General features: G+C 39.2%; 19 protein-coding genes. 6 read left to right on the forward strand and 13 right to left on the reverse strand.

Translation table 11 applies throughout. The annotated features are described in order from the left end of the window. Window positions 1-8 precede the first annotated feature (8 nt). Together F1560_RS11695 and F1560_RS11700 are read right to left on the reverse strand one after the other, a co-directional pair. Window positions 9-1,193, reverse strand: a complete 1,185-nt coding sequence (locus F1560_RS11695; RefSeq protein ID WP_149474813.1) for an LL-diaminopimelate aminotransferase — start codon at window positions 1,191-1,193, stop codon at window positions 9-11. Window positions 1,194-1,262: 69 nt separating this feature from the next. Then, window positions 1,263-2,429, reverse strand: coding sequence for an NAD(P)/FAD-dependent oxidoreductase (locus F1560_RS11700; RefSeq protein WP_149474814.1), 1,167 nt, complete (start codon window positions 2,427-2,429; stop codon window positions 1,263-1,265). 154 nt (window positions 2,430-2,583) lie between these two features. On the opposite strand from F1560_RS11700, the gene F1560_RS11705 reads away from it, so the two are divergent. Together F1560_RS11705 and F1560_RS11710 are read left to right on the forward strand one after the other, a co-directional pair. Further along, a complete protein-coding gene (locus F1560_RS11705) occupies window positions 2,584-3,774 on the forward strand; it encodes a CdaR family transcriptional regulator (protein ID WP_149474815.1) in 1,191 nt (396 codons plus the stop codon). Window positions 3,775-4,154: 380 nt separating this feature from the next. Then, entirely contained in the window at window positions 4,155-5,591 is a 1,437-nt protein-coding gene (locus F1560_RS11710; RefSeq protein WP_149474816.1) for a sodium/proline symporter, read from the forward strand. Between the two features lie 125 nt (window positions 5,592-5,716). Here the strand turns inward: F1560_RS11710 and F1560_RS11715 are convergent, their stop codons facing one another. The 9 genes from F1560_RS11715 to nadC all read right to left on the reverse strand — a co-directional run bounded on the left by F1560_RS11715 (window position 5,717) and on the right by nadC (window position 17,937). Next, window positions 5,717-7,261, reverse strand: coding sequence for a solute symporter family protein (locus F1560_RS11715; protein ID WP_149474817.1), 1,545 nt, complete (start codon window positions 7,259-7,261; stop codon window positions 5,717-5,719). Next, the gene (locus tag F1560_RS11720; RefSeq protein WP_420874454.1) at window positions 7,258-7,617 is read right to left on the reverse strand and encodes a DUF485 domain-containing protein; all 360 of its coding nucleotides are present in this window, start codon (window positions 7,615-7,617) and stop codon (window positions 7,258-7,260) included. Before F1560_RS11720 ends, F1560_RS11715 begins: the two co-directional genes overlap by 4 nt. Window positions 7,618-7,701: 84 nt before the next feature. Then, window positions 7,702-9,387: an acetate--CoA ligase gene (gene acsA / locus F1560_RS11725; RefSeq protein WP_245347835.1), complete on the reverse strand. Its 1,686-nt coding sequence runs from the start codon at window positions 9,385-9,387 to the stop codon at window positions 7,702-7,704. Between the two features lie 182 nt (window positions 9,388-9,569). After that, window positions 9,570-10,322 (reverse strand): LytR/AlgR family response regulator transcription factor, encoded by a 753-nt coding sequence (locus F1560_RS11730; RefSeq protein WP_149474820.1) that lies wholly within the window; start codon window positions 10,320-10,322, stop codon window positions 9,570-9,572. Between the two features lie 7 nt (window positions 10,323-10,329). After that, the gene (locus F1560_RS11735) at window positions 10,330-12,069 is read right to left on the reverse strand and encodes a LytS/YhcK type 5TM receptor domain-containing protein (RefSeq protein WP_245347834.1); all 1,740 of its coding nucleotides are present in this window, start codon (window positions 12,067-12,069) and stop codon (window positions 10,330-10,332) included. Continuing rightward, window positions 12,069-13,613, reverse strand: coding sequence for a solute symporter family protein (locus F1560_RS11740; protein ID WP_149474822.1), 1,545 nt, complete (start codon window positions 13,611-13,613; stop codon window positions 12,069-12,071). The genes F1560_RS11735 and F1560_RS11740 overlap by 1 nt, the downstream gene beginning before the upstream one ends. Window positions 13,614-14,023: 410 nt before the next feature. Beyond that, entirely contained in the window at window positions 14,024-15,955 is a 1,932-nt protein-coding gene (locus tag F1560_RS11745; RefSeq protein ID WP_245347833.1) for a TRAP transporter permease, read from the reverse strand. 103 nt (window positions 15,956-16,058) lie between these two features. Beyond that, window positions 16,059-17,066, reverse strand: coding sequence for a TAXI family TRAP transporter solute-binding subunit (locus tag F1560_RS11750; protein ID WP_187773712.1), 1,008 nt, complete (start codon window positions 17,064-17,066; stop codon window positions 16,059-16,061). A gap of 25 nt (window positions 17,067-17,091) precedes the next feature. Continuing rightward, window positions 17,092-17,937: a carboxylating nicotinate-nucleotide diphosphorylase gene (nadC, locus tag F1560_RS11755; RefSeq protein WP_149474825.1), complete on the reverse strand. Its 846-nt coding sequence runs from the start codon at window positions 17,935-17,937 to the stop codon at window positions 17,092-17,094. Window positions 17,938-18,230: 293 nt separating this feature from the next. Between nadC and F1560_RS11760 the strand changes: the two genes are divergently transcribed. Together F1560_RS11760 and F1560_RS22580 are read left to right on the forward strand one after the other, a co-directional pair. Next, window positions 18,231-18,743 carry a transcription repressor NadR gene (locus F1560_RS11760; protein ID WP_187773715.1) on the forward strand — a complete coding sequence of 171 codons (513 nt, stop codon included), beginning with the start codon at window positions 18,231-18,233 and terminating at the stop codon, window positions 18,741-18,743. 91 nt (window positions 18,744-18,834) lie between these two features. After that, window positions 18,835-18,966 carry a hypothetical protein gene (locus tag F1560_RS22580; RefSeq protein ID WP_275955871.1) on the forward strand — a complete coding sequence of 44 codons (132 nt, stop codon included), beginning with the start codon at window positions 18,835-18,837 and terminating at the stop codon, window positions 18,964-18,966. Window positions 18,967-19,004: 38 nt separating this feature from the next. On the opposite strand, the gene F1560_RS11765 is transcribed toward F1560_RS22580, so the two are convergent. Beyond that, on the reverse strand, window positions 19,005-20,096 hold the full coding sequence (locus F1560_RS11765; RefSeq protein WP_149474827.1) for a glycerol dehydrogenase: 1,092 nt from the start codon (window positions 20,094-20,096) through the stop codon (window positions 19,005-19,007). Between the two features lie 428 nt (window positions 20,097-20,524). On the opposite strand from F1560_RS11765, the gene F1560_RS11770 reads away from it, so the two are divergent. Then, complete coding sequence (locus F1560_RS11770; protein WP_187773713.1) at window positions 20,525-20,935, forward strand: CHRD domain-containing protein; 411 nt, start codon at window positions 20,525-20,527, stop codon at window positions 20,933-20,935. Between the two features lie 229 nt (window positions 20,936-21,164). Here F1560_RS11770 and F1560_RS11775 read toward each other — a convergent pair whose 3' ends face one another. After that, window positions 21,165-22,382, reverse strand: coding sequence for an EAL domain-containing protein (locus tag F1560_RS11775; RefSeq protein WP_149474829.1), 1,218 nt, complete (start codon window positions 22,380-22,382; stop codon window positions 21,165-21,167). A gap of 236 nt (window positions 22,383-22,618) precedes the next feature. Here F1560_RS11775 and F1560_RS11780 point away from each other — a divergent pair, with 236 nt between their 5' ends. Then, window positions 22,619-23,755: an acyl-CoA dehydrogenase family protein gene (locus F1560_RS11780; RefSeq protein ID WP_149474830.1), complete on the forward strand. Its 1,137-nt coding sequence runs from the start codon at window positions 22,619-22,621 to the stop codon at window positions 23,753-23,755. Window positions 23,756-23,995: the final 240 nt, after the last annotated feature.

A 23,995-nucleotide genomic window follows, 5' to 3' on the forward strand; every position in this document is an offset into this window, starting at 1 on the left:
TTTCCTAATCAAGATGGGTTCACCCCTAATCCATCTAAGTTTTTCATTCGTTTGATTACTTCATCTAAACGCTCTTCTGATACGGACAAAGATATTCGAAAATGTCCTTCCCCACTAGGACCAAACGCAGTTCCAGGAGTTACAATGATACCTAATTCATCTAAAAGCTTGTTAGCAAACTCAGCTGAGGTAAACCCACTCGGAACGCCTACCCAAAGAAAAATTGTACCTCTCGGCTTATGTGCATCCATCCCCATTTCAGCTAGTGCACTGTGCAGTTTTTCCATTCTCTGTTTAAAAATCATACTATTTTCTTTAACCGTTCGATGATCACTTCGCAATGCAGTGGCTGCTGCTTTTTGGATTGGGAGAAATTGACTTGTGTCAATATTACTCTTTAAAGTTGCCAGTGCGTGTATAATTTCTTTATTTCCAACAACATAGCCGATTCGCCAGCCAGTCATGTTGTAGCTTTTGGATAATGTTCCAAATTCGATCGCAATATCTTTCGCATTCGGTACTTGAAGTACACTTGGTGACTGATACGAGTCAAATGTTACAAGATCATAGGCAGCGTCATGTGCAAGCAGGATGTTATGGTTTCTAGCAAAATCAACAGCCTTTGTAAAGGTTGATAATTCAACCGTAGCTGCTGTCGGATTGCTTGGATAATTTAAAAACAATAATTTTGCAGCTTCTCTCTCTTGCTTGGTGAGTGCTTCATATTGTGGTATATAGCCATTTTTCTTATCGAGCGGTAAGGATACTGCGTTCCCACCAGCTAAATGAACGCCCATCCGATAAACGGGATACCCTGGATCAGGGATAAGCACTGTATCACCCGGATTGATTACTGCCTGGATAAGATTCACAATTCCTTCCTTTGTGCCAACGAGTGTTAACACCTCGGTATTCGGATCTAAATCGACACCATAATAATTTTTATAAAAGGAAGCAACTGCTTCTTTAAATTCCGGCGTCCCGCTGTAGGGAGAATAACGGTGGTTCGCAGGCTGCTTTGCTTCTTTTACTAAAACATCATAGATAAAGTCTGGTGTTGGTAAATCTGGTGCACCAATTCCTAAATCAATCACATCCACCCCTTTTTCTTGCAAGGCTTTTTTCTTCCTATTAAGCTCTGAAAACAAATATGCCGGCATATTCTTCACGACGTTGGATACAAAATTGTTCATTCTGTCTCCCCTTTTTAAAATAAGATCATCTTTCAAATCTCTCTATGCCAAAGTGCTGCTTACCATTCATCATACAATTGCCTCTTCAACAATTAATTTATTATTAGCAAATCGCTCAAAACATAACGGTCTTAAATCTAGTGTTTCATAGGTGCCAGTGCGAATGAGTTCTGATAATCCTTTTCCAACTGCCGGTGCCTGCTGCATCCCATGTCCACTAAATCCACACGCCAAATAATATCCTTGCAGCTCAGGATGTCCTCCTATAATAGCGTTCTGGTCAAGCGTATTATGGCTATACATTCCCGCCCAGCCACGGATTATCTTTGCGTTCTCAAAGTTTGGCACACGATGACTTAAAACCGGCCATAAACGTTCATAGAAAAAATCGCGTGACCATTTGAAATCAATGCCAGGTTTTACTTTCTCGGAATAACCAGTAATCAAGAATTTTCCTTCATGTCGGAAATAGACACCTGTTGGATCAATGGTTAAAGGTAATTCATTCGTTAAAGGTACCGAAATATCAAATTGAATAATTTGACGCTTTAATGGGACAACAGGAATTGGTAAACCAATTGTTTCACTTAATGCTGGAGCCCAAGGACCTGCACAATTTATAACAATTGGCGCATGGTATATCTCGCCATTCTTTAATGAAACACCCATAACCTTGTTTCTTTCATGAATAATTGTCTCAACCTCTTCATATTGGTATACGCCACCAAGCTGTTTGGTCTTTCGAATGTATCCTTGCATGACAGAGTAAGGGTCTAAATATCCATCCTCCCTACAATAAAGCCCTCCTTGTAAATCATCGATATGCAATTCAGGAATAATCGTACGCAGTTCTTCACTTGATAAAACTTTAGATGGCACCCCATATTTCGCTTGTAATTGCTGCTGCTTCATTAATTGGTTTCTATTTTCATTACTTGATAGAAATAGGTAACCATTCTGCTTAAAATCAATTTCTGCTTTTTCAGCATCAACAGCCATATCTTCGGCAAATGTCACATACTTCTTTAAGCTATACCGGCTAATCTGAATATTGATTGCTGTCGTAAACAATTGCCTAATACCACCTGCACTTCTTGGTGTAGAGGCAAATTCATACGTCTTATCTTTTTCAAATAAAGTAATTTCTCCTTCAAACCCATCATTTAAAAGGTTAAATGCAATACTTGATCCAATAACCCCACCACCGACAATAATGATGTCTGTCTTTTTAACCAAACCCGCACCTCCATGCCCATTTAAAAGATCGTATAGTTTATTTATAGCTTCGTAATATCAATAAATCTATAGACAAGATGTACAAAAAAATAAGTTTTCTATATTTTCTTAATCATATTACTATGTTAATATGGTGTAAAATGAATCGAAAAAAATGGAGGTGACGATTATTAAAGGTTTCGTGCAATTTGCACAGAAAATAGTTAAATCGACTTCAGATATATTACCATTTCCAATCAGCTTAATTGACGAAAATGGCTATATCATCGGATCAACAAATCCCGATCGAATCGGAACAATTCATCCCCCTTCCAAAGAGGCTTTGCAGAAAAATACTGTATTAATATGTGATGAGGAAAAAACAAAAAATATGAATAATGTTCTGCCTGGAGTCGTCATTCCATTAACATTTGAGAATAAAGCCGTTGGAGTCCTTGGTATTATCGGTCCACCAGAACAAGTGAAGCCATATGCATACTTAGTGAAAAGCTATGTGGAAATGATGTGGCAAGATGCAATTCATCGTCAAACAAAGGACCTTCGTCTGAAAGCAGCCGAAACGTTCGCACAGTATGTTTTATTAAACGATACGCACAACCAGCAGACATTAGAGCAGTACTGTGACATGCTTCAAATAAGTTATAGTTCAAAACGTTTTTGCATCGTAATAGACATTGGAAATGCTTTATTAAAAAATACAAACATACAAAATAAAATTGGCGATTTTAAAGCAGAGTTGCTCGAGGCAACGCATGAATCATTTCAATGTATGCGGGATAGCCTTTGTACATTTTTAAACTCAGAGAAAATCACTTTATTAAATTCCGTGAAAAGTGAGGAGGCATACGTTGATACACTTCAATCCTTTGAAAAGCAAAGCTTAAAATTAATGACTGTACTGCGTTCCTTTCAGATCAAACATACCGCCATTGCAATTGGCAGCCTATCACAAACAATTGCAGATATACATCAATCATTCCAAGAAGCAAACAGCTTAATTCAATACGGCGAAGTGTTGAACATTTCGCCTAAAATTTATAGTTATCATAATTGGAAAATGTTACTTGGGTTGCTTCCAGAGAAAATCCATACTACCTATAAGGACAAGCTTGGGTACAGGCTATTACCATTACTCCAGGATAAATCTGCTGCAGAGCTCGCAAAAACATTTATAACTTATTGTGAGGCAAATATGAATACGAGTAAGGCAGCCAAGAAGCTCTTTATTCATCGGAACACGCTTATTTATCGGTTACAAAAGATTGAAGAAATAACATCACTTGATACAAAAAGCTTTGAACATTGTATGCTGCTATACTTAGGGTTAAGGAAACAGTTTTCTTAATCGACTCTCCCTTTAATGAAAGTGATTTTTGTAATCGCTTTCATTATTTTTGGGCAGTTTCTCTAAATGCGATATTATTCTTCGCCCCTACCTTCATAAGCATGTTGTTCATTTATTTTATTCATTCCAAATTTAACGTTGGAAATAACATAGATTTTTTGTGCAATTATGCTGTATTTTTTATCCTCTCTTTCTTGTATAAATAGAATAATATAATTTATCTATTTTTCAGATAAAACCCTCCTTCAATGTAATCAACATAATAGATTAGATTACACAAATATGGCCTTGCAGAAGGAGTTGATACATAGATCAATAAATATAGTGCAGATTTTTAATTTTTTCCTGTTAAATTGACTTTAATCTACATGGAGGTTGTTATGAATACGATTATTTTAGTTGAATTTATCCTTTACTGTATTGTAATCGTTTGGATAGGCTACTATTTTAGTAAAAAAACGAAGACACAGGCGGATTATTTATTAGGCGGCAAAAAATTGCCTGGCTGGGCTTTGGCCTTTTCTGAGCGTGCAACAGGAGAATCTGCTTGGCTGCTGTTAGGTTACACCGGATTTGTATTTATGACTGGTTTATCAGGTATATGGGTAGCTGTAGGAATTGCATGCGGAATTATTTTTGCTTGGTTAGTTTTAGCTAAAAAATTTATGACAGAAACGGATAAGTATAATGTTATAACTCTACCAGATTATTTAGCTGTTCGCTTCGGAGAAAAGGCAAAAATAATCCGCTGGTTAACAAGTGTTTTAATTGCTGGGTTTTTAATGTTTTATATCAGTGCTCAAATGGCTGGTGCGGGAAAAATGTTATTTACAACTTTTGAAATCCCTTCAGCTATTGGTATTCTGATAGCTACAGCCATTATTATTTTAACAGCTTTCGCTGGTGGGTTCATTTCAGTTGTATGGACAGACATGGTACAGAGTGTAATGATGCTAATTACATTGGTCGGCTTACCTATTGTAGCATTCGTTTACATTTATACGAATGACCTATCAATTAGTCAATCATTAGCTACTTCGGGTGATTCATATAATTCGTGGTTTGGTGGTTTAACTGGATTTTCGCTGGGTGTCCTTTTTTTCAATAATTTTTCCTGGTTCTTCGGTTTTCTAGGTGGGCAACCACAACTTAGTGTACGTTTTATGGCTTTGAAGAATAATAAAGAGGCGAATCAAGGTAGTATCGTTGCTATTATCTGGACATTCCTTGCATATGGTGGCGCATTTTTAATTGGTTTAGCTGCAATAGCAATGTATGATCAAGGATCATTTGCCGATGTTGAAACGCTCTTACCTACTATGGTGCTTCAGTTAATGCCCCCATGGCTTGCTGGGCTACTGCTAGCTGGAGTGCTAGCTGCTATTATAACAACTGCCAATTCGCAGTTATTAGTAGTTACGAGCTCGGTTACAGAGGATATTATTCATAAAGCATTAGGTCTGAAGATTTCAGATAGACAACTTGTATGGCTATCTCGTCTTTCCGTAGCATTTTTTGGACTTGTCGGTATGATCATTGCATTGGTTTCAGAATCATTAGTATATCTTATTGTCAGCTGGGCATGGGCTGGTGTCGGCTGTACCCTTTCTCCTGCTATTCTAATGACATTTTTCTGGAAGCGCTATTCAAGTGCAGGTGTTATTGCTACAATCTTGTCTGGATTAATTTCAACAATCATTTGGATAAGTACACCACTTGAGGAAATGGTCACATCACGCTTTACAACATTCTTCATTGCAGCTTTCTTTGGAATTATCTTTAGTCTTTTAATTCCCGATAAGAAAGAAAACATATAAGTACTTACTGTATTATATTATAGATTTAAATCTGAGCAAGCTTAATAACAAATGAAAAAGTGAGATTTATCCATTAAGAAAAATGCTTGCACGCTATTCGCTGCAAGCATTTTTTCTATTTCTTCCTAATGACTAACACCACTGCGCTTATATCCTGTATTCGCTTTTACCTTTACTTCTGCATAACGTTTCATATCCGTTTCCTTCGACAGTATTGTTCCTAAATACCCTCCTAGGAACCCAAGAGGAACCGATACAAGTGCTGGATTTGTAAGTGGGAAAATTGGTTCTCCTACAAATAATGCTGCACCTTCAACCGGCGAGAAGACGCTTGGGCTAATCGATACAAGGATTAACGCGGATAATAATCCCGTTAGCATTGCTGTAACTGCCCCCGCAGTATTGAATCGTTTCCAATATACGGTGTAAAGAATAACCGGTAAGTTGGCACTTGCAGCAATACAAAAGGCAAGAGAAACAAGGAATGCTACATTTAAATATTGTGCAAATAATGCTAAGACAATAGATAGAACAGATACGGCCAAAGATGCGTAACGCGCAGCACGCACTTGCTCTTTTTCCGTCACCTTCCCTTTTTTAATAATTTGACCATACAAATCATGGGCGAATGCGGATGCACCAGATAATACGAGTCCTGCTACTACAGCTAAAATCGTTGCGAAGGCAACAGCTGAAATAAAGGCAAACAATAAATCGCCGCCGATGGCTTGTGCGAGTAGTGGTGCAGCCATATTCCCACCAGGGTTTGCCGCAATAATTGCCTCATACCCAACAAAAGCTGCTGCGCCGAAACCTAAAAATAATGTAAGTACATAGAATATCCCAATCACCCATGTTGCGATAACAACAGAGCTTCTTGCTGTTTTCGCATCTCGAACGGTAAAAAAACGCATGAGAATATGTGGTAAGCCCGCTGTCCCAAGAACTAACGCCAACATAAGCGAAAGTGTGCCTAGTGGTTCTGTATATTGTAAACCAGGCATTAAATATGCTTCACCGTGAGCTGTAACAGACTTTACATTCGTAAACATTTGCCCAATATTAAAATTAAATTTTAATAAGACAAGGAACGTCATGATAAGCATCCCAGCCATAAGAAGAACTGCCTTTACAATTTGTACCCAACTTGTCGCAATCATCCCGCCAAATAATACGTAAATTGTCATCATGACACCAACAATAAGTACAGCAAGCCAATAATCAATGCCAAACAATAATTGGATTAATGCGCCAGCACCAACAAGCTGTGCAATCATGTAGAACGTACTAATTGTAATAGTATTTAGTGCTGCTGCCCCCCGAACCTTCTTGGCATCAAAACGGGAATTAATCATATCAGCAAGTGTATATTTGCCAAGATTACGCAATGGCTCGGCTACAAGGAATAGCACAACTAAATACGCAATTAAAAATCCGATACTGTAGAAAAAGCCATCAAATCCAAATAGTGCAATGGCACCTGCAATTCCCAGAAAAGATGCCGCTGATAAATAGTCACCTGCAATGGCTAGACCATTTTGCGTTCCTGTGAGTCCTCCACCAGCAGTATAAAAATCGCCTGCCGTTTGCGTTCTTCTGGCTGCAAAAAAAGTGATTACAAGAGTTAGTACGACAATGGCTAGAAAGAGTGTTATGACAGTTGAACTCATCGACTATCTCCCCCTTGCTCCATCTCCTTCATAATTTGATCCGCTTGCTTATCAAAGGAAGCTGCTTTTTTCACGTAAACCGTACATAGAACCCATGTCATCACAAATTGAGCTAACGCGAATAGCCATACCCAAGAGATATCTCCAATCGCTGGCGTGTTTAGAAAGGTCGTATATGAAGTTAATATTGGTAATAAGAAGTAAAATACTAGAAAAAAGATAGTTAAGGGTATAATGAATTTTCTTCGATCATGCATGAGCTTTTTAAAGGATTTACTTTCAATTACTTGAACATAGTCTACCTCTTTTGTAGCCCTCTGCTCTTGCTTATATTCTTTTTCTGCACCCATATGCATCCTCCTCGGATTTTGAGATAAAAGGTTTTCTAAGTTCCAAGCCTTAGAAAACCTCTCCATCCCTTCTAAATCGTTTACGAACTTCTATTCTTCCATCGTTGAAAGGTCACCTGTTGGCAAACCGAGATCCCATGCTTTTAATACACGGCGCATGATTTTCCCACTTCTTGTTTTCGGTAAAAAGTCACGAATTTCTATTTCCCTTGGCGCAGCATGTGCCGCAAGCCCTTGCTTAACAAATAATCGAAGCTCTTCTTGCAATTCATCTGTTTTTGTATATCCATCCCTTAAAGCAACAAATGCTTTAATGATTTCGCCACGTACCGGATCCGGCTTTCCGATTACTGCTGCTTCTGCAACAGCAGGATGTTCAACAAGCTTACTTTCCACCTCAAATGGACCCACACGTTCACCAGATGTTTGGATAACATCATCGTCCCTGCCTCCAAACCAGAAATAGCCATCTTCATCCTTTGAAGCCAAGTCGCCTGATTCAAACCAACCGTCTACTGGAAAATATTGATTAAAGCGTTCCTCATTTTTCCAAACGGCACGAAGCATCGATGGCCATCCAGCTTTTACACAGAGCTTACCCATTTGCCCTGGCGGAAGTTCGTTTCCCGCATCATCCAAAATCGCTGCTTCAATACCCGGAAACGGTTTACCCATCGAACCTGGCTTCATTTCCATGGAGCGATAATTGGCAATGATAATGCCACCTGTTTCTGTCATCCACCAATGATCATGAATCCTCAACCTGTAAACTTTCATTCCCCAATGAACGACTTCTGCATTTAACGGTTCACCAACACTTAAAATATGCCGCAATGAACTTAAATCATATTCTTCTGAAACATTATCACCTACAGCCATCAGCCTTCGAAATGCCGTTGGCGCACTTAGCCACACCGTGACACCGTATTTTTCAATCGTTAAATACCAATCTTCCGGACTAAAACGACCACCTCGGATAAGATTGGATGCACCGTTTAACCATGGACCAAAAATCCCATACGAGGTACCAGTTACCCACCCTGGATCAGCTGTACACCAATAAATGTCCTCTTCCTGCAAATCCAATACCCATTTAGCGGTTTGATAATGTTGAATCATCGCATTATGAACATGTAAGATCCCTTTTGGTTTCCCGGTTGAACCGGAGGTATAGTGTAGAATCATGCCATCCTCACGATCAACCCATTCAATTTCTAAATCACGTGAAGCTTTTTTCATTTCTGCTTCGTACTTATAAAATGTTATGTCATCCGTGTTTTCTGGTAACTCTCCTTCACCGACTAAAATAATTTGATTCAAATGAGGAAGCTCCGTATATGGTACACGCGGCAAGAGTTCTTTAGTCGTGATTAACGCCTGAGCATCACTATTTTCCAAACGGTCTCGAACAGCTTGCTCCATAAATGCTTCAAATAACGGACCGGCAATCGAACCATTTTTCAAAATCCCCAATAAACTAATATAAAGCTCGGGTGATCGTGGCATGAATAAAAAGACTCGTTCACCTTTTTCGATACCGATTGTGCGCAATACATTCCCAAATTGATTGGATAGTAATTTCAAATCCCGAAATGTATACTTTTCATCTCGTTGTTGATCACTGTAATAAAGTGCAACTTTATTCTTTCTCCAGCTATCTGCGTGGCGGTCTATTGCTTCATGGGCCATATTTACTTTTCCAGTTTCATGCCAGGAAAAGTTATTCTCCACATCTTTCCAATTAAACTCCTGATATGCTTGGTCATAATCAGGCATATTTACTTTCTCTTTAACGGCTGCAAATGTCTCAGTCACTCCGCATTTCCTCCCTTTATATTTTTCCAGTTCTCCATTGTAAACGCTTACCGAGATTATAAAGGAAGATAACATACAAGTAAGGAAATTTGCATCAACGGTTTAAATTGACGATTGAACTGTTTTAATATTGCCATTAATGGTTAATTTCCAAACAAATCGAAAAGATGTTTTCTTGCAGCCCGACTAACTGGGATTGTCGTCTGTTTTTTATCTTTTAACGTGACGTTGCTCGTTCCGTTGAACCATGGTGTAATCTCCTGGACATGATTCAAATTAACAAGGTAACTACGATGAGTCCTAAAAAAAGCATAGCCTTGAAGCTTCTTTTCCAGTTCTTGTAACGTCATCCTACTATGAATGACCTTATCCTCCGTATGTATTTCTAACATCCGCTTAAATGGAACAGCATAATAAATCGCATCTGGAGACAGAACAACCGTCCGATCATTATCATCAATCAGTAATTTCGTCGCCTGCTGTATGTGCTGGTTTGATAACCGCTTCCCATTGCTCTCTACTTGCTGCATTCGCTTACGGATACGATTCATCGCTGTTTGGAACCGTTCTGTATCGTAAGGCTTTAGCATATAATCAATCGCTTCTATGTCAAAGGCTTCTACTGCATATTCATCATACGCAGTTGTAAAAACAAATAATGGGGCTTTCATGTAAACAAGCTCCGTTATTTTCTTCGCTGCATCTACGCCACGCATACCTGGCATATGTACATCGAGAAAGATGACATCTGGTTCATGCTCAATGTACAGCTCAACTAACTGCTCCCCTGTTTCCGCACTTGGCAACAGCTTTACATCTTGTTCTTTTTCTAATAAATATATTAATTCTTCACGTGCCAATTGTTCATCTTCCGCAATCATCGTGTGGATTTTCATATAATACCTACCTTTCTTTATAGGGGATCGTAAAATATACTTCACTACCACTCCCAGGTAAATTCCGTACATGTAATCGTGCTTCCTCACCAAGCAGATTAATTAAGCGCTGATTCACATTATATAAACCGGTCCCACCATGCTGCTTTTCTGTCAACACAACATTTCCAACCCGTGATAAAATTTCTTCAGAAAATCCTCTTCCATTATCTCGAACACATATTTTCATTCGATCACCCTTTCTCTCCATCGTTACATCAATTCGTCCCCCTTCTGTCACGTGCTCTAGTCCATGGCTGACACTATTTTCAACAAGTGGCTGGATCGATGACGGCGGAATAAGCAGATGGGAAATGCCTTCTGGTTCTGTAAAATTAATTTGTAATCGACTCGTAAATCGAGTTTGGATAATCGCAATATATGCTTTTACATGTTCCGATTCCTTTTCCAATGGCACGAGATGTGTGGATACAAGCTTCAGATTGAATCGCATAAAGTGTGCTAATTGAACGGTTATATGTCTTGCTTTTTCAGGGTCTTTACGAAATAATGCCGCAATCATATGCAGTGTATTAAACAGAAAATGTGGATTGATTTGTGCTTGTAAATTACTTAACTCTGCATCACGTGTATGTAATTCAAGCCTTTCCGTTTTGATCGTTTTTAATTGATTTCCAATTAATTGCCCGAGACCCTCTGCCAGCATCAGCTCTACCGGACGGATATGCTGTGCCTTGCGAAAATATAATTTTATCAAACCAATTGTTTTACTCGCTTCTAATATTGGAATAATGATGACAGCTTCTAATGGGCAATTTTTGTTGGAACATTGAATTTCCGCCTGTGAATAGGCTACAAGCGTTTGCTTTGCTTCCATTGCCCGGTGTGATAGTTTTGTCGTTAACTGGTTTCCGTTTTTGTGATGATCACTCCCTAGCCCCTTATGTGCCATCACTTCCTTTTCATTTGTAACTGTGACCGCTGCTAATTTTAAACGCGCATAGAGAAGACCCGCAATCCCCTCTGCCTTTTTTTGAAAGGAATCCTCCTTTAAAAAAGGCAATGCTTCTTCTGCTATCGTCAATGCTTGTTTTGTAGCAAATGCTGCTTCATTTTCCTGCTCCCGCATCACTATGGCAATCATTGCTGTAAAAATTGCAATAGCGATACTATTCGATAATACAACCGGCAAGCCAATTGTGTTAATCATGGCAACCATTTCCCTGTCCTGCGAATCAAAAATAAGCAATAAATGCATCAATAAAATGGGAGGGAAAATCCCAATAAATAGCGCTTTTATTGGTGAGATAACGCGTTCTTGTGAAAAAAATCGTGCCGTAAATCCTGCCAATAATCCTGTTAGTGGATTCACGAGGCTATTCGCTAGAAAACCTATCCCTCCTAGGTAAAACAAATGCGAACCAGTAATAATCCCGGCACCAAGACCAACGATTGGTCCTCCTAATAGACCTGCAATGACAATGGCAACTAAACTAGAACTAACAACCATTTGATCGTTCCCTACATCCCAAACAAACGCTTGGACTACCGTAAAGTCACTTCCGATAACGACTCCGGTTAGTGTTCCTGCAATTCCGAACAAACCAAATACACACGCATGAATAACTGCCATTTTGAAACTAAATTCACGATAAAGCAGTGACCTGAATCCAGGGCTTCGTGTCAGGACAAAAGCAATAACTAATAATAAACCTAAACGTTCGAATAAAACGATTGTCAAATACATCACGGACGATCTCTCCTTGCATCAATCCCAGTTTGTGATTTTAGATAGAAAGCATGAAATGGGACTGCATTTTCTTGCCCTTTCGGTGATAATACCGCTCCAAGATATGCTCCTAAAAATCCAATTGGTATGGCAATTATCCCTGGATTATAGAGTGGTATTAAGGCTTCTCTTGCAATCCAGCCTCCATCTAAATTCATCACATGTGGTCCGATTAACAGTAACAATAAGGACGTTGTTAAACCACAGACCATCCCAGTAATTGCTCCAGTTTGATTAAATCGCCTCCAATAGATGGTTAATAATAGTACTGGTAGATTACTAGATGCTGCAACAATAAATGTTAACGAAACTAGAAACGTTACATTCATATTCCTTAAACCAAGTGCAAATAATGTTGATAGTAGGCCGATAAAAAAGGCGGTCCAGCGTGCAGCACGGACGCGTTTCTTCTCCGTTGTATTTCCTTTTTTAATAATATGGAAATAAATATCATGAGAGAAAGCAGTCGTAGCTGAAATGACCAAACCGGCTACAACCGCAACAATTGTTGTAAATGCAATCGCAGCGATAAATGCCATTAGAAAGTCGCCACCTAAGTTCTCCGCTAATAATGGTGCAGCTAAATTTCCAGATGGATCAAGCATGATCAATTCCTCAAACCCAACCAGCGCTACAGCACCTAGACCTAAAACAAGCGCAATCAAATAAAATACACCAATGATCCAACTCGCAGTTAAGAGAGATTTACGAACTTCTACCGTATTTCGGACAGTAAATAATCGAATTAAAATATGTGGCAAACCAGCAGTACCAAGTATTAAAGCGAGATGTAGCGAAATCGTTTCGATCGGGTTGTTAAACAAATGGCCCGGTAACGAAAATTGATCACCTAATGGAGAACCGATTGTAACCTGTTCAATAAGATTTGAAATACTCCAATTAAACCGAGATAAAACTATAAGCGCAAGTAGAAATGTACCGGACAAAAGTAATACTGTTTTGACGATTTGTACCCATGATGTAGCAAACATCCCACCAAATACGACATAAACTGTCATGAGTAACCCTATGATTAGTACAGAAGTGGAATAATTAATATTTAGCAATAAACGAATTAACAATCCTGCAGCCACTAATTGTGGAATCATATAAAGAACCGAAATGATGAGTGCCCCGACAGCCATCATTCCTCGCATTTTATAACTGGGAAAACGCGAGCAAACAACATCACCTAGTGAATATTTGCCTAATCGGTGCACTGGCTCTGCAATAAAGAACAAAACAATTAAATAGGAAACTAAAAATCCAATCGCATACAAAAATCCATCAAAACCATTGATTGCAATCGTACCAACGATACCCAAAAAAGAAGCCGCACTAATATAATCTCCTGCAATAGCCATCCCATTTTGTGTACCTGTTAAACTACCAGCAGCAATATAGAACTGATTCGTCGTTTTACTTTGTCTCGCCGCCCAATAGGTAATGATTAATGTACAAACAACAATACAGAGAAAAAATAATAGATAGGTAATGTTCATAGAATCACCTTCATACGTATTTTGGGAGAGCTAAATCTTCATACAGTCGTTGCTTAGGTAGTCTAAAATATGTAAAAATTGATTAAATTCTATATTTTGATTTTACTATAAATTGTATAGCATGCAGAATAAGAAGTAAAGATTTGTGTGTAAGATGATTGGGATTTGAGAGATAACGGAGGTTTCTGATGGATGATCAGTTTTCGTGGTCTAGGGATCAATCGCTTAGTTGCGTTGCCCGAACTTGTGCGGCGGGTGATCGATTGACTGGCTGGAATGCACTATTTCACTCTGTTGATAATCAGTTAAAATAGAATGGGTTGCGCAATTCCCATACTTCATCACACGCAAAATAAGGTGTCATCAAGCCATTAAAAATCCTTGAAAACACCTCATTCCATAAAACTAAACTACGAGCGAAGTTCAGTAGCTCTAACAGACAGTTCTTCTTTTCTTCTATTTTGTAGAGCATAGACTAGAATAATAATAACGAGACCAATTGTGCTCGTCCATAGATTAGCATACATGGATAGTGCTCCGCTTATTACTAATAGAATCCGCTCCAAAACAGTCGTTCTTGTTTTTAACCAGCCAATCGCTCCCCCTGCGAGAGCGGTGACACCGATAACAGCAGTTAAGAATGCAAGCAGTACTTCTACCAAATTACCGTCCATTAAAAGGGCTGGCTCTAAGACGAACATGAACGGGACAACAAAACCGACGATACCTAATTTGACAGCCTCTAGCCCTACCCGATTCGGATTTGCATCGGCAATCCCTGCAGCTGCATAAGCTGCAACAGCCACAGGTGGTGTGATCGCTGAGAAAATTGAAAAGTACACTATAAATAGGTGGGCAGCCATCGCAGACACTCCTAATTCAATTAAGGCAGGTGCTGCAAGCATCGCAGTTAGAATATAAGCAGCAGCAACCGGCATTCCCATCCCTAAGACGATACAAATCAGCATGACAAGAATTAATGTCGGAAACAGCATCCCTTCTGTTAATCCAAGCACAATACTTGTTACCTTTCCACCAAGCCCAGTTGTCATAATCCCAGCAATAATAAGTCCTGCTGCGGCACATGCTGTCGTAACCGGAACAGAAGACCTTGCTCCATCCACTAACGCTCCGCAAATCTTTCGCACGCCCATTCGTGTCTCTTTACGGAACCAGCTAACGATAATTACTGCAATGAGTCCATAGAAGCCTGTTCGTGATGCGCTGTAGCCTAGTACTAAGAGAACGACTAGTACAATTAATGGAATAAAATAAAACCAGCCTTCTTTCAAAACTTCACTTACCTTTGGAATATCTTCTTTTGCCGGACGTGGTAAATCAAGGCGCATTGCCTCAAAATGAACCATGGCAAATAAAGAAACATAATAAAGAATACCAGGAATCAATGCCGCAATTACAATCGATCCATACGACATTTGTGTCACTGCGGCCATTAAAAATGCCGATGATCCCATAATTGGAGGCAAAATACTTCCACCTGTAGAGGCAGCCGCCTCCACCGCCGCTGCAACCGCTGGAGTATATCCTGACTTTTTACTAACCGGAATCGTAAAGTTACCGGTTGTTACAACATTTGCCGTTGGACTACCAGAGATGGAACCGAAAAAAGCACTAGCAAGAACCGCTACCTTCGCAGAGCCCCCTCGCGTTCTCCCCGCAATTGCTGTTGAAATCCGAAAGAAAAATTCCCCAGCACCTGATTTTTGCAAAAAAGCACCAAACAGCATAAACATAAATACAAATGAGGCAGCGACAGAAATTGGCGATCCCCAAAGTCCATTGAAGCTGTACGTGAGCTTTTCAATGAACTCAACCACAGCCATTTCGCGATGGCCAAATAATCCATCGAAATGGTGACCCCACAATGTATAAGCAAAGCCAATAAACACGAGAACAATTATTGGAAAACCAATCGTTCGTCTCGTTGCCTCAATCGTTAAAAGGATAAACACAAGCCCGAAAAAAATATCCCATGCTGTTAATGGATTCATAATGGGTATTCGAACTGCAATTCGCTCAGCATGGAACGTGAAATAGATACCCGCACTGATTGCCAACATGACAAAGGAATAGTCTATAAAGCTAGGCTTGTGACTTTGAACTGCTTCTTTTTTCGAAAAGCCGTAAAGCAAAAACGTAAGAGCAAGAATAAAAGCTAAGTGGATTGCCATTTGATTAAGTGGATCAAGGTTCCCAAAGATCACAGACCAAATTTGATAGACAGACAATCCAAAAGCAAAAATGATAAAAATTTTCATCGGGAGGCTTGAAAGATTACGCTTGTACCCTTCCACAAACCACCTGTTTAAGATTGCTTTCATGTTCACAATGCAAAGACTCCTTTCAAGAAAAAGCAAAAGTTAGTAATTTATTCTTTAAGAAAAATGTGAGTAAAACCTCCGAATTTAATAGTGATGGAAGATGTTAAGGAAGCATACCTTTCTCACGGAAAAATCTTTCTGCACCTGGATGCAGTGGAACATTACCGACTTTCATCATATTATCTTCTGATAGATTATTAAATTCCTTGTGCACCGTTCTCAGATAATCAAAGTTTTCATAGATTGCCTCAGTCATCTGATAGACTTCTTCCTCTGGAACATCTTTATGTGCAATGAGAATTGCCGGTGTACTAACGGTTGCTACGTCTTCCTCTAAAAAGGAGTATGCAGAAGCGTTAATCGTTCCAGTATCCATGCCAAGCTTTTCGGATACACGCTCAATCACCTGTTCATTTAATTCAAGCATTTTTAGACGCATCAATGTAGACGCTTCAATAATATCACTCGAAGGTGCCGACACCGCATCCCCACTTGCATCAACTCGATTATCGGCCATCATTTCAAATGTTTTCGATCCAGATAAATAATCAACTGATCCACCCCAAGAAACAATATCATCATAAGTGATCCCATATGCTTGTAAAATATTCCTCGTAATAATTTCACCAGCAGCTCCCTTTTGATCGACAGCCAAACGGATAGGAGCTTTCAACTCAATCATCTCTTCAAAGGAATCATAAGGCACTTCCGAAGCTACGATAAACTGGTAGTAGTTTGCTGGAATCACAACACTTACAGCACGAATATCTTCATAGGGCTGATCATATGGCTCTTCCCCACTGTATGCTGCATAGGATGTCATCGCATAGGATAATCCATACGGAACAACACCTGTTGCGACAGTTAGCGGGTTTTCCACGATACCACCTGGTTCTACGGTAATGATAGCTCCTTCATGTTCCCTGCGAATCGATTCAGCAATTCCTTCTGTAAAAACAGACCAAGCACCACCAACTCTTCCCCCAACAATCGTTGTGTGTAGTGACGTCTCCGAATATGCAGCACCTTTCGCTACCTGTTCGTTCCCCTTTTCACATGCAGTTAAAAAAATAATTCCTAGAATGATTGCGATAACGATGCTTTTATTCATAGTATGGCCTCCCGTTGTCTGCACGTTATTTCTTACTTCCCTCATTCACTTGCAAACTAATGTCCAACGCCTTAACAGAGTGTGTTAACGCACCTAATGATATGTATTGCACCCCAGTATTTGCATAGGTTGCTAGATTAGCAAGCGTAATTCCACCTGAAGCTTCTGTTACGATCGGATCAGGTACAAGCTCAGCAAATCCAATTACTTCCTCTGGACTGCGATTATCGAACATGATGACATCTGCACCAGCATCTACCGCTTCCAGTACCTCACATTTACTTTCCGTCTCCACTTCAATCTTCACCATATGTCCGACCGCTTCACGTGCTTTCTCAACTGCTTTCGTGATCGACCCACAATACGAAATATGATTATCTTTAATCATCACACCATCATATAAACCATTGCGATGGTTCTTTCCTCCACCAGAAGTAACTGCATATTTATCAAACATTCTTAACCCGGGCATTGTTTTTCTCGTATCACAAATGCTGATTGCTGGGTCATTCAAGGTTTCTACACATCGGTTCGTCATCGTCGCAATGCCGCTCATACGTTGCAATAGATTTAAAATTACGCGCTCTCCAGTAAGTATGGAGCGGACAGAGCCATACACTTCCGCAATCGCCGTTTGGGCTTCCACGATATCGCCATCTTTAAAATTCAGCTTAACTTCCACTTCGGAATCTAGTAAATGATAGGCTTCCTTAATAATGGATAGTCCAGAAAGAACTCCGGATTCCTTAACGATAAACACACCTTTTCCCAATTGATCCTTAGGAAAAATGGAATCACTTGTGATATCCTGATCACCAATGTCTTCCATAAAAAATGATTCGAGTGCTTTTCGTAGTTTGATTGTATTCATAGTCGTTACTCCTTCACTGGTTGTCATTTTGTTTGTGATTATTTTCACATTAAATACATTAGAATACGATTACTTCTTTTAAAAACAAGCAATCTCCCCATCCTGTTAGATTAATTAATCCAGTTTATCCGATGAGTCTATAGTCACCTGTCTTGACATCTATATTTACATAGAATTAATATATTATCAAGTACTAGTTTCTAAAAACACATTTCTTTCGTTTAATATTAGAATAAACATTTCTGTCACATGGAGATGTACAAGGAGGGCTATAAGTGGAGCAACAAGTAAAAATGCCTTCAGCAAAAAGACAGCAGCTTATTATACAAAAGCTAAAAGAATCGGTTCAACCAATTAGCGGCAGTGATTTTGCCAAACTTACCAATGTATCCCGACAAGTTATTGTCCAGGACGTCTCTATTTTAAAAGCAAAAAACGAACCGATTATCGCCACAAGCCAAGGATATCTTTATCTGAACGAACAAACGGATAATAAAAAACAACAAGTAATTGCATGTAAGCATGATGCTAGCCAAACACAGGAAGAGCTATACTTAATTGTTGATCATGGTGTGACAATCAAAGACGTCATCGTTGAACATGCTGTATATGGAGACATTACAGCCTCTATTCGAGTCAGTAACCGTAAAGAAGCTGATCAATTTGTTAAAAAAATAAAGGCTACGGAGGCTTCGTATTTATCCGCATTAACAAATGGGGTTCACCTGCATACCCTTGAGGCCGATTCACTTGTTAAAATCGAAGCAGCGTGTAGGGACTTAAAAAAAGCTGGCATTCTAATCTAAATTCTTTCGGTCAAATACGGTTTGAAAATGAACCGTAACGGTTACTGGTTATATGTAGATATACATCCTAGTATGTCAGCGAGGTGATAACATGTCTAATCATGACAAAGAAAAGCGAAGCGATGACTCGCTAGAGCAAAAGCAAAAGATTAATGATCCGAACCAAGACATCGAACCACAACGTGAAACAGACCCAAAGCCGCAGGAAAGTAATAGAGAGTAAGGCTGGTTTCCCAGCCTTACTCTCCTATTTCATTTTATTTATTTTTTACTCAGTTGATCCACCGCAAGGATTGCTGCAGCAACATCATCTGCAGTAACATCCTGGGAAAGATTCCCCATTGTTTCTCCCTCTTGTGTAGATGCTTCTCCCACTCTTCGTAAATCTTCATAGGATACTTCTTCTAAATGCATTTCTTTTAATGTTGTCGGTAATCCAAGTGCGCGATAAAATTCAATATATTTTAGAATTTCATCTTGTGGATGCAATTCTAACATGAGCTGCGTTAATGTTCCATATGCTACCTTTTCACCATGTGTCAAATGGTGAATATCACCCTCGAGTACGGTAAAACCATTATGGATGGCATGCGCAGCAGCTAGTCCACCACTTTCAAACCCAAGACCAGATAGCAATGTATTCGCCTCGACAACAGCTTCTACATGTTTCGTGACCAGCCCTTTTTGTACTGCCTTATAAGCCGCCTCACCATAAGCAAATAATGTTTTCTCACAGGCTTCGGCAATTGCTTGTGCAGCAATACTTGTCTTGCCACCTGCCATTGCATCACCATTGCTTTTAATTGTTGCTCTTGCCTCCACCCATGTTGCCATTGCATCTGCAATTCCAGAAGCAAATAATCGTGGCGGAGCACCTGCAACTACGTTTGTATCAACGAGTACCAACTCTGGATTTTTATCATAAAATTTATAGGACTCAAATACACCTTCATCACTATAAATAACAGATAACGCACTAGTTGGTGCATCGGTTGATGCTGTTGTAGGAACAATCACAACACTTACTGCCAGACCATCAGCAACTGCTTTCGCTGTATCTAGTGTTTTTCCTCCTCCAACCCCGATGACGCTATCAACCGCTTCGTTCGTCCCATCGTTTACAATTCTTTCTACTTCATTTAATGAAGCCTCGCCATTAAATTCTACGTAATGGAAATCTACATCTTCTGTTTTCAAGCTCTCTTCAATTGTTGATCCTGTAATCTTCCAAACCGTTTCATCTGAAAGGATTAAAGGTTTTTTTCCAATTGACTTAACATGCTGACCAATACCTTTTAATGCATCCTTTCCCTGAATATACTTACTAGGTGAGGTAAAAATAATATTTGTCATGTTATATCGCTCCTTTTATGTAGTTTCACCTCTATTATATCACACCCTTTTGGAATCGTGAAATAATTCACATATTTTATTTCAAATACACTAGCTAAGCTAACTTATTTCCTTCACGATTCTTCACACCCCTCTAACAAGCCCGCAATGTTACCATTTTCAAACGCCTACTAATTAACAACCTAAGTTAATAGGTATTAGCCAAAATTCTGCTAAATTACTTCCATAGGGATAGTCGTACAAGCAAATTTGCTTCTAGGAAATAGAATACATTAGAAACCGTGGCATTCGTTGAAGGGATTCTAAGAAATAAGTTACTCGCTTTCTTAGAATCCTTCTACGTTGGAGTGCAAGCTTCCTGAGTAAATGCCTTCGTTTCACAAATACGGATGAAGCTTATAAAAACGTGTAAAGGGAGGGTAATCTTGGTGTATAATGACTATTTTTATATTGCAGAATTAACAGGCTCACAAGAATCGCCACCAGTTCGGACATATGCTGATGGTACAACACTGTTTCATGTGAGTAGAAAAGGCAATGAAATACGCTATCGACTTGCTGCCAATAATATTAAAAATATGACACAGGCACATATTCAAGTTGGACGCAGAAATATTAATGGACCTGTTGTCGCTTTTTTATCCAGTGAAGGTGCTAGTCTCGGGGAACAAGAAACTATTTTAGAAGGGTTCCTAACATCAGCTGATCTAACTGGACCACTCAAAGATAAATCGATCTCAGACTTAGTTGATCTTATGAATGCTGGAAAAGCATATGTCAACATCCATTCAAAAACATACCCGAATGGAGAAATCCGAGGAAAGATCACGCAACACTAAAAACCACATGATAATCCCATATAATGCTACTTAAGGCTGATTTTTTATCAGCTTTTTTATTTTGCTAGAATGTATTAATCTTATCTGATGTTATAACTAAATGTTTCCATTTCACCATAAGGATAAGCGGCCAATGTACCAATTGAAAGAATCCATTTTGATTAGCCTTTTTCAAAATGGATTCTATCTCAAAGTCTAAAAATTCATTCTCGAACCTTTAATCGGTTAATTATAGCAAGCCCTCTTGTTCATATAGGTAAGCATATGGAATATCTAAAAACACATACAATATATCAGAAATCGGAAAAGAATAAGTTCTAATCCGTTCATCTCTTTCAATATCCGTGTATAAGTCAGATAAGAGCCCTTTTTTCTCTACGTTCATTCGCATGACATTCTCAAAAAAGTATGGTCGCCAGCTCCAGTTTTTATTCTTCCCTTCATACTGAAGCCCCCACTCTCCTTCAGTATTTTTCTCTGCATTCGAAGACAGTTGAATTCCTTCTTCATTACAAATGTAGACACGAAAAGCAAAGCTCGTACATGCCTCGCCAATTTTTAAGATGATCTCGTCATAGGAAGATTCTGGTTTTACCGATGGTAGCATTGCTTTAAACTGTTCATTAATCCAATTCGTTAATTCCAGCTGAGCCTTCATTTTCTTACGTTCAAATAAAACAAAACGTTGAAAATCTGCTTTAATCTTCTCTTGAGAACAATCTGCTGCAACAAAATTAGCTTCTGGCTGTTTTAGATAACTTCCCTGATAATAATGCCCACCATGACGCCATGCATAGTTCAATTGATTGTATGTGGTGATCCCTTTAAATAAGAGTGCTGCACCGATTTTACGAGAAAGCATGGATAGCGAATGATGAACATCCCCATATAACTGTGGTAATAAATCATCCTCTAAAAAACCAGCATCTACTTTTACAATGTTAGGTTCTAATTGAACTAAACGCTCTAAACTAGCATTTCGTTGTTCAACATCAATGGCAATCCGAATACCCAGCGTCTTCATATATTTGATGAGCTTTCTTAAATCATTGCTTTGCTCCGTGATTGAAGCCTCCTTTATTTCGATGATAATTTTATGCAAATCCAGCCCTTTCTCAGCACTAGATTGTAAAAGAGTTAGCAATGACTCTCCATCATCCTTCATTAATAGTCTAGCATTATAATAAAATATCAGATTCATTGACTGATCACTTTCCATAAACGTATGCAATGCCTTTTGTTGAACATCATTATTCAGTTCAAGGTGGAAATCTCCAGGGATTGAACCGTCATCAAAAAACCAGTCTAACTGCTTTAGATTACCATTTTCTTCTTGAAATAAAGGAAGTACTTCATAACCTGCAATCAATTGTGTATCCGCACTGATAACCGGCTGATAATATGGTATCACCTGCTTCAAATTTAACATAACCTCTAAAGGATCCAACCCTAACACCTCCATTTGTTACCTATCAATTACAATACGACATTATAATGAGATACTAAGAGTATACTCCATAATTGATAATTTCTTAACTAACAACTTCATTTTACTTCCTCTATCCGTAAACATTATCCTTACATAATTGAAATTTTTATCAATGAATGAAATAATAGATTTATTAAACCAATCTGTTTTATAAGAATTATAGATAAAACTGCTTTATTACAGGAGGATCACGAATGAAGCTTTCAACATTAAAAACCGCAACAGAACGAATGGAACTATTAAAAAAGACAGTCGAGCCTTTCAAAGACCGCGCACAGCAACATGATGAAAATGGGACATTCCCTCATGAAAATTTTGAAGACTTAAAAGCAATTGGCTACCCCGCTTTAACGGTTCCTGAGCAATTCGGGGGATTGGAAATAACACTAACAGAAATGCTGCAGCTCCAAGAAGTCATTGCGCAGGCTGACGGCTCAACAGCCCTTTCGATCGGCTGGCATATGGGCATCGTTAAGCATCTCGGTGAAAACGAGCGCTGGTCCGAAGGACGTTTCGCATCCGTTGCTCGCGATGTCGTGAAGCATGGTGCATTATTAAATAATGCTGCTTCAGAGCCAGCAACTGGTAGTCCAACACGTGGCGGCAAGCCAGAAACGTTTGCAAAGAAAATGACGAGTCGCTGGGTCGTCAATGGAAGAAAAACGTTTACCACACTCTCACCCATTCTCGATTATTTTATCGTTAGTGCTTCCATTGACGGCGAAGACCAAGTTGGGAACTTTCTAATTAAACGAGATACAGCTGGGGTACGTGTTGATGAAACGTGGGATTCTATCTCGATGCGAGGGAGTGGAAGCCATGACCTTGTTCTAGAAAATGTTCATGTAAATGCCGAGGACCTTGTTGAACGAATTGAAGCAAAGCGGAAGAAGCCTGCTGGATGGTTATTACATATTCCCGCATGTTACCTTGGGATAGCACGCGCCGCACAAAATTATGCCATCCAGTTTGCTTCAACCTATTCTCCTAATAGCATTGCAGGAACGATCGCTGATTTACCTAATGTAAAGCAAAAGCTAGGTGAAATGGAGCTTGCAGTATTAGAATCCAAGCATTTTCTCTATTCTGTCGCTAGCATTTGGGATGAAAGTGATGATGCGATCCGACAAACGATGGGGCCTGAACTTGGTGCAGTTAAATTATCGGTCGTCAATAAAGCTATTCATATTGTCGACTTAGCAATGCGAATTGTGGGCGCGCGTAGCTTATCGAAACAAAATCCATTACAACGCTATTATCGTGACGTGCGTGCAGGACTCCATAACCCACCGATGGATGATATGACAATTATGCAGTTGAGTGGCAGATAAGTCTTGCTTCTTCATAAAAATGCACATCATCAATTACCGACATTGGCCATATCAAAATTGAAGAAGCAACACCTATTTGGTTACAATTACAAGAAAAAGTTGAATATGATTTGGGCAAGAAAGCCTATAAGGATTTATTAGATACGCTTCAAAATTTATAGTAATCCATGGGGTAAGAAGTTTTATAAAAAATCCGGACATGGAGCAGGGATACTTCACACGATGTGAAACATCCCTGCT

Source organism: Oceanobacillus polygoni (assembly GCF_008304605.1).
In the GTDB taxonomy this organism is placed as follows: domain Bacteria; phylum Bacillota; class Bacilli; order Bacillales; family Amphibacillaceae; genus Oceanobacillus; species Oceanobacillus polygoni.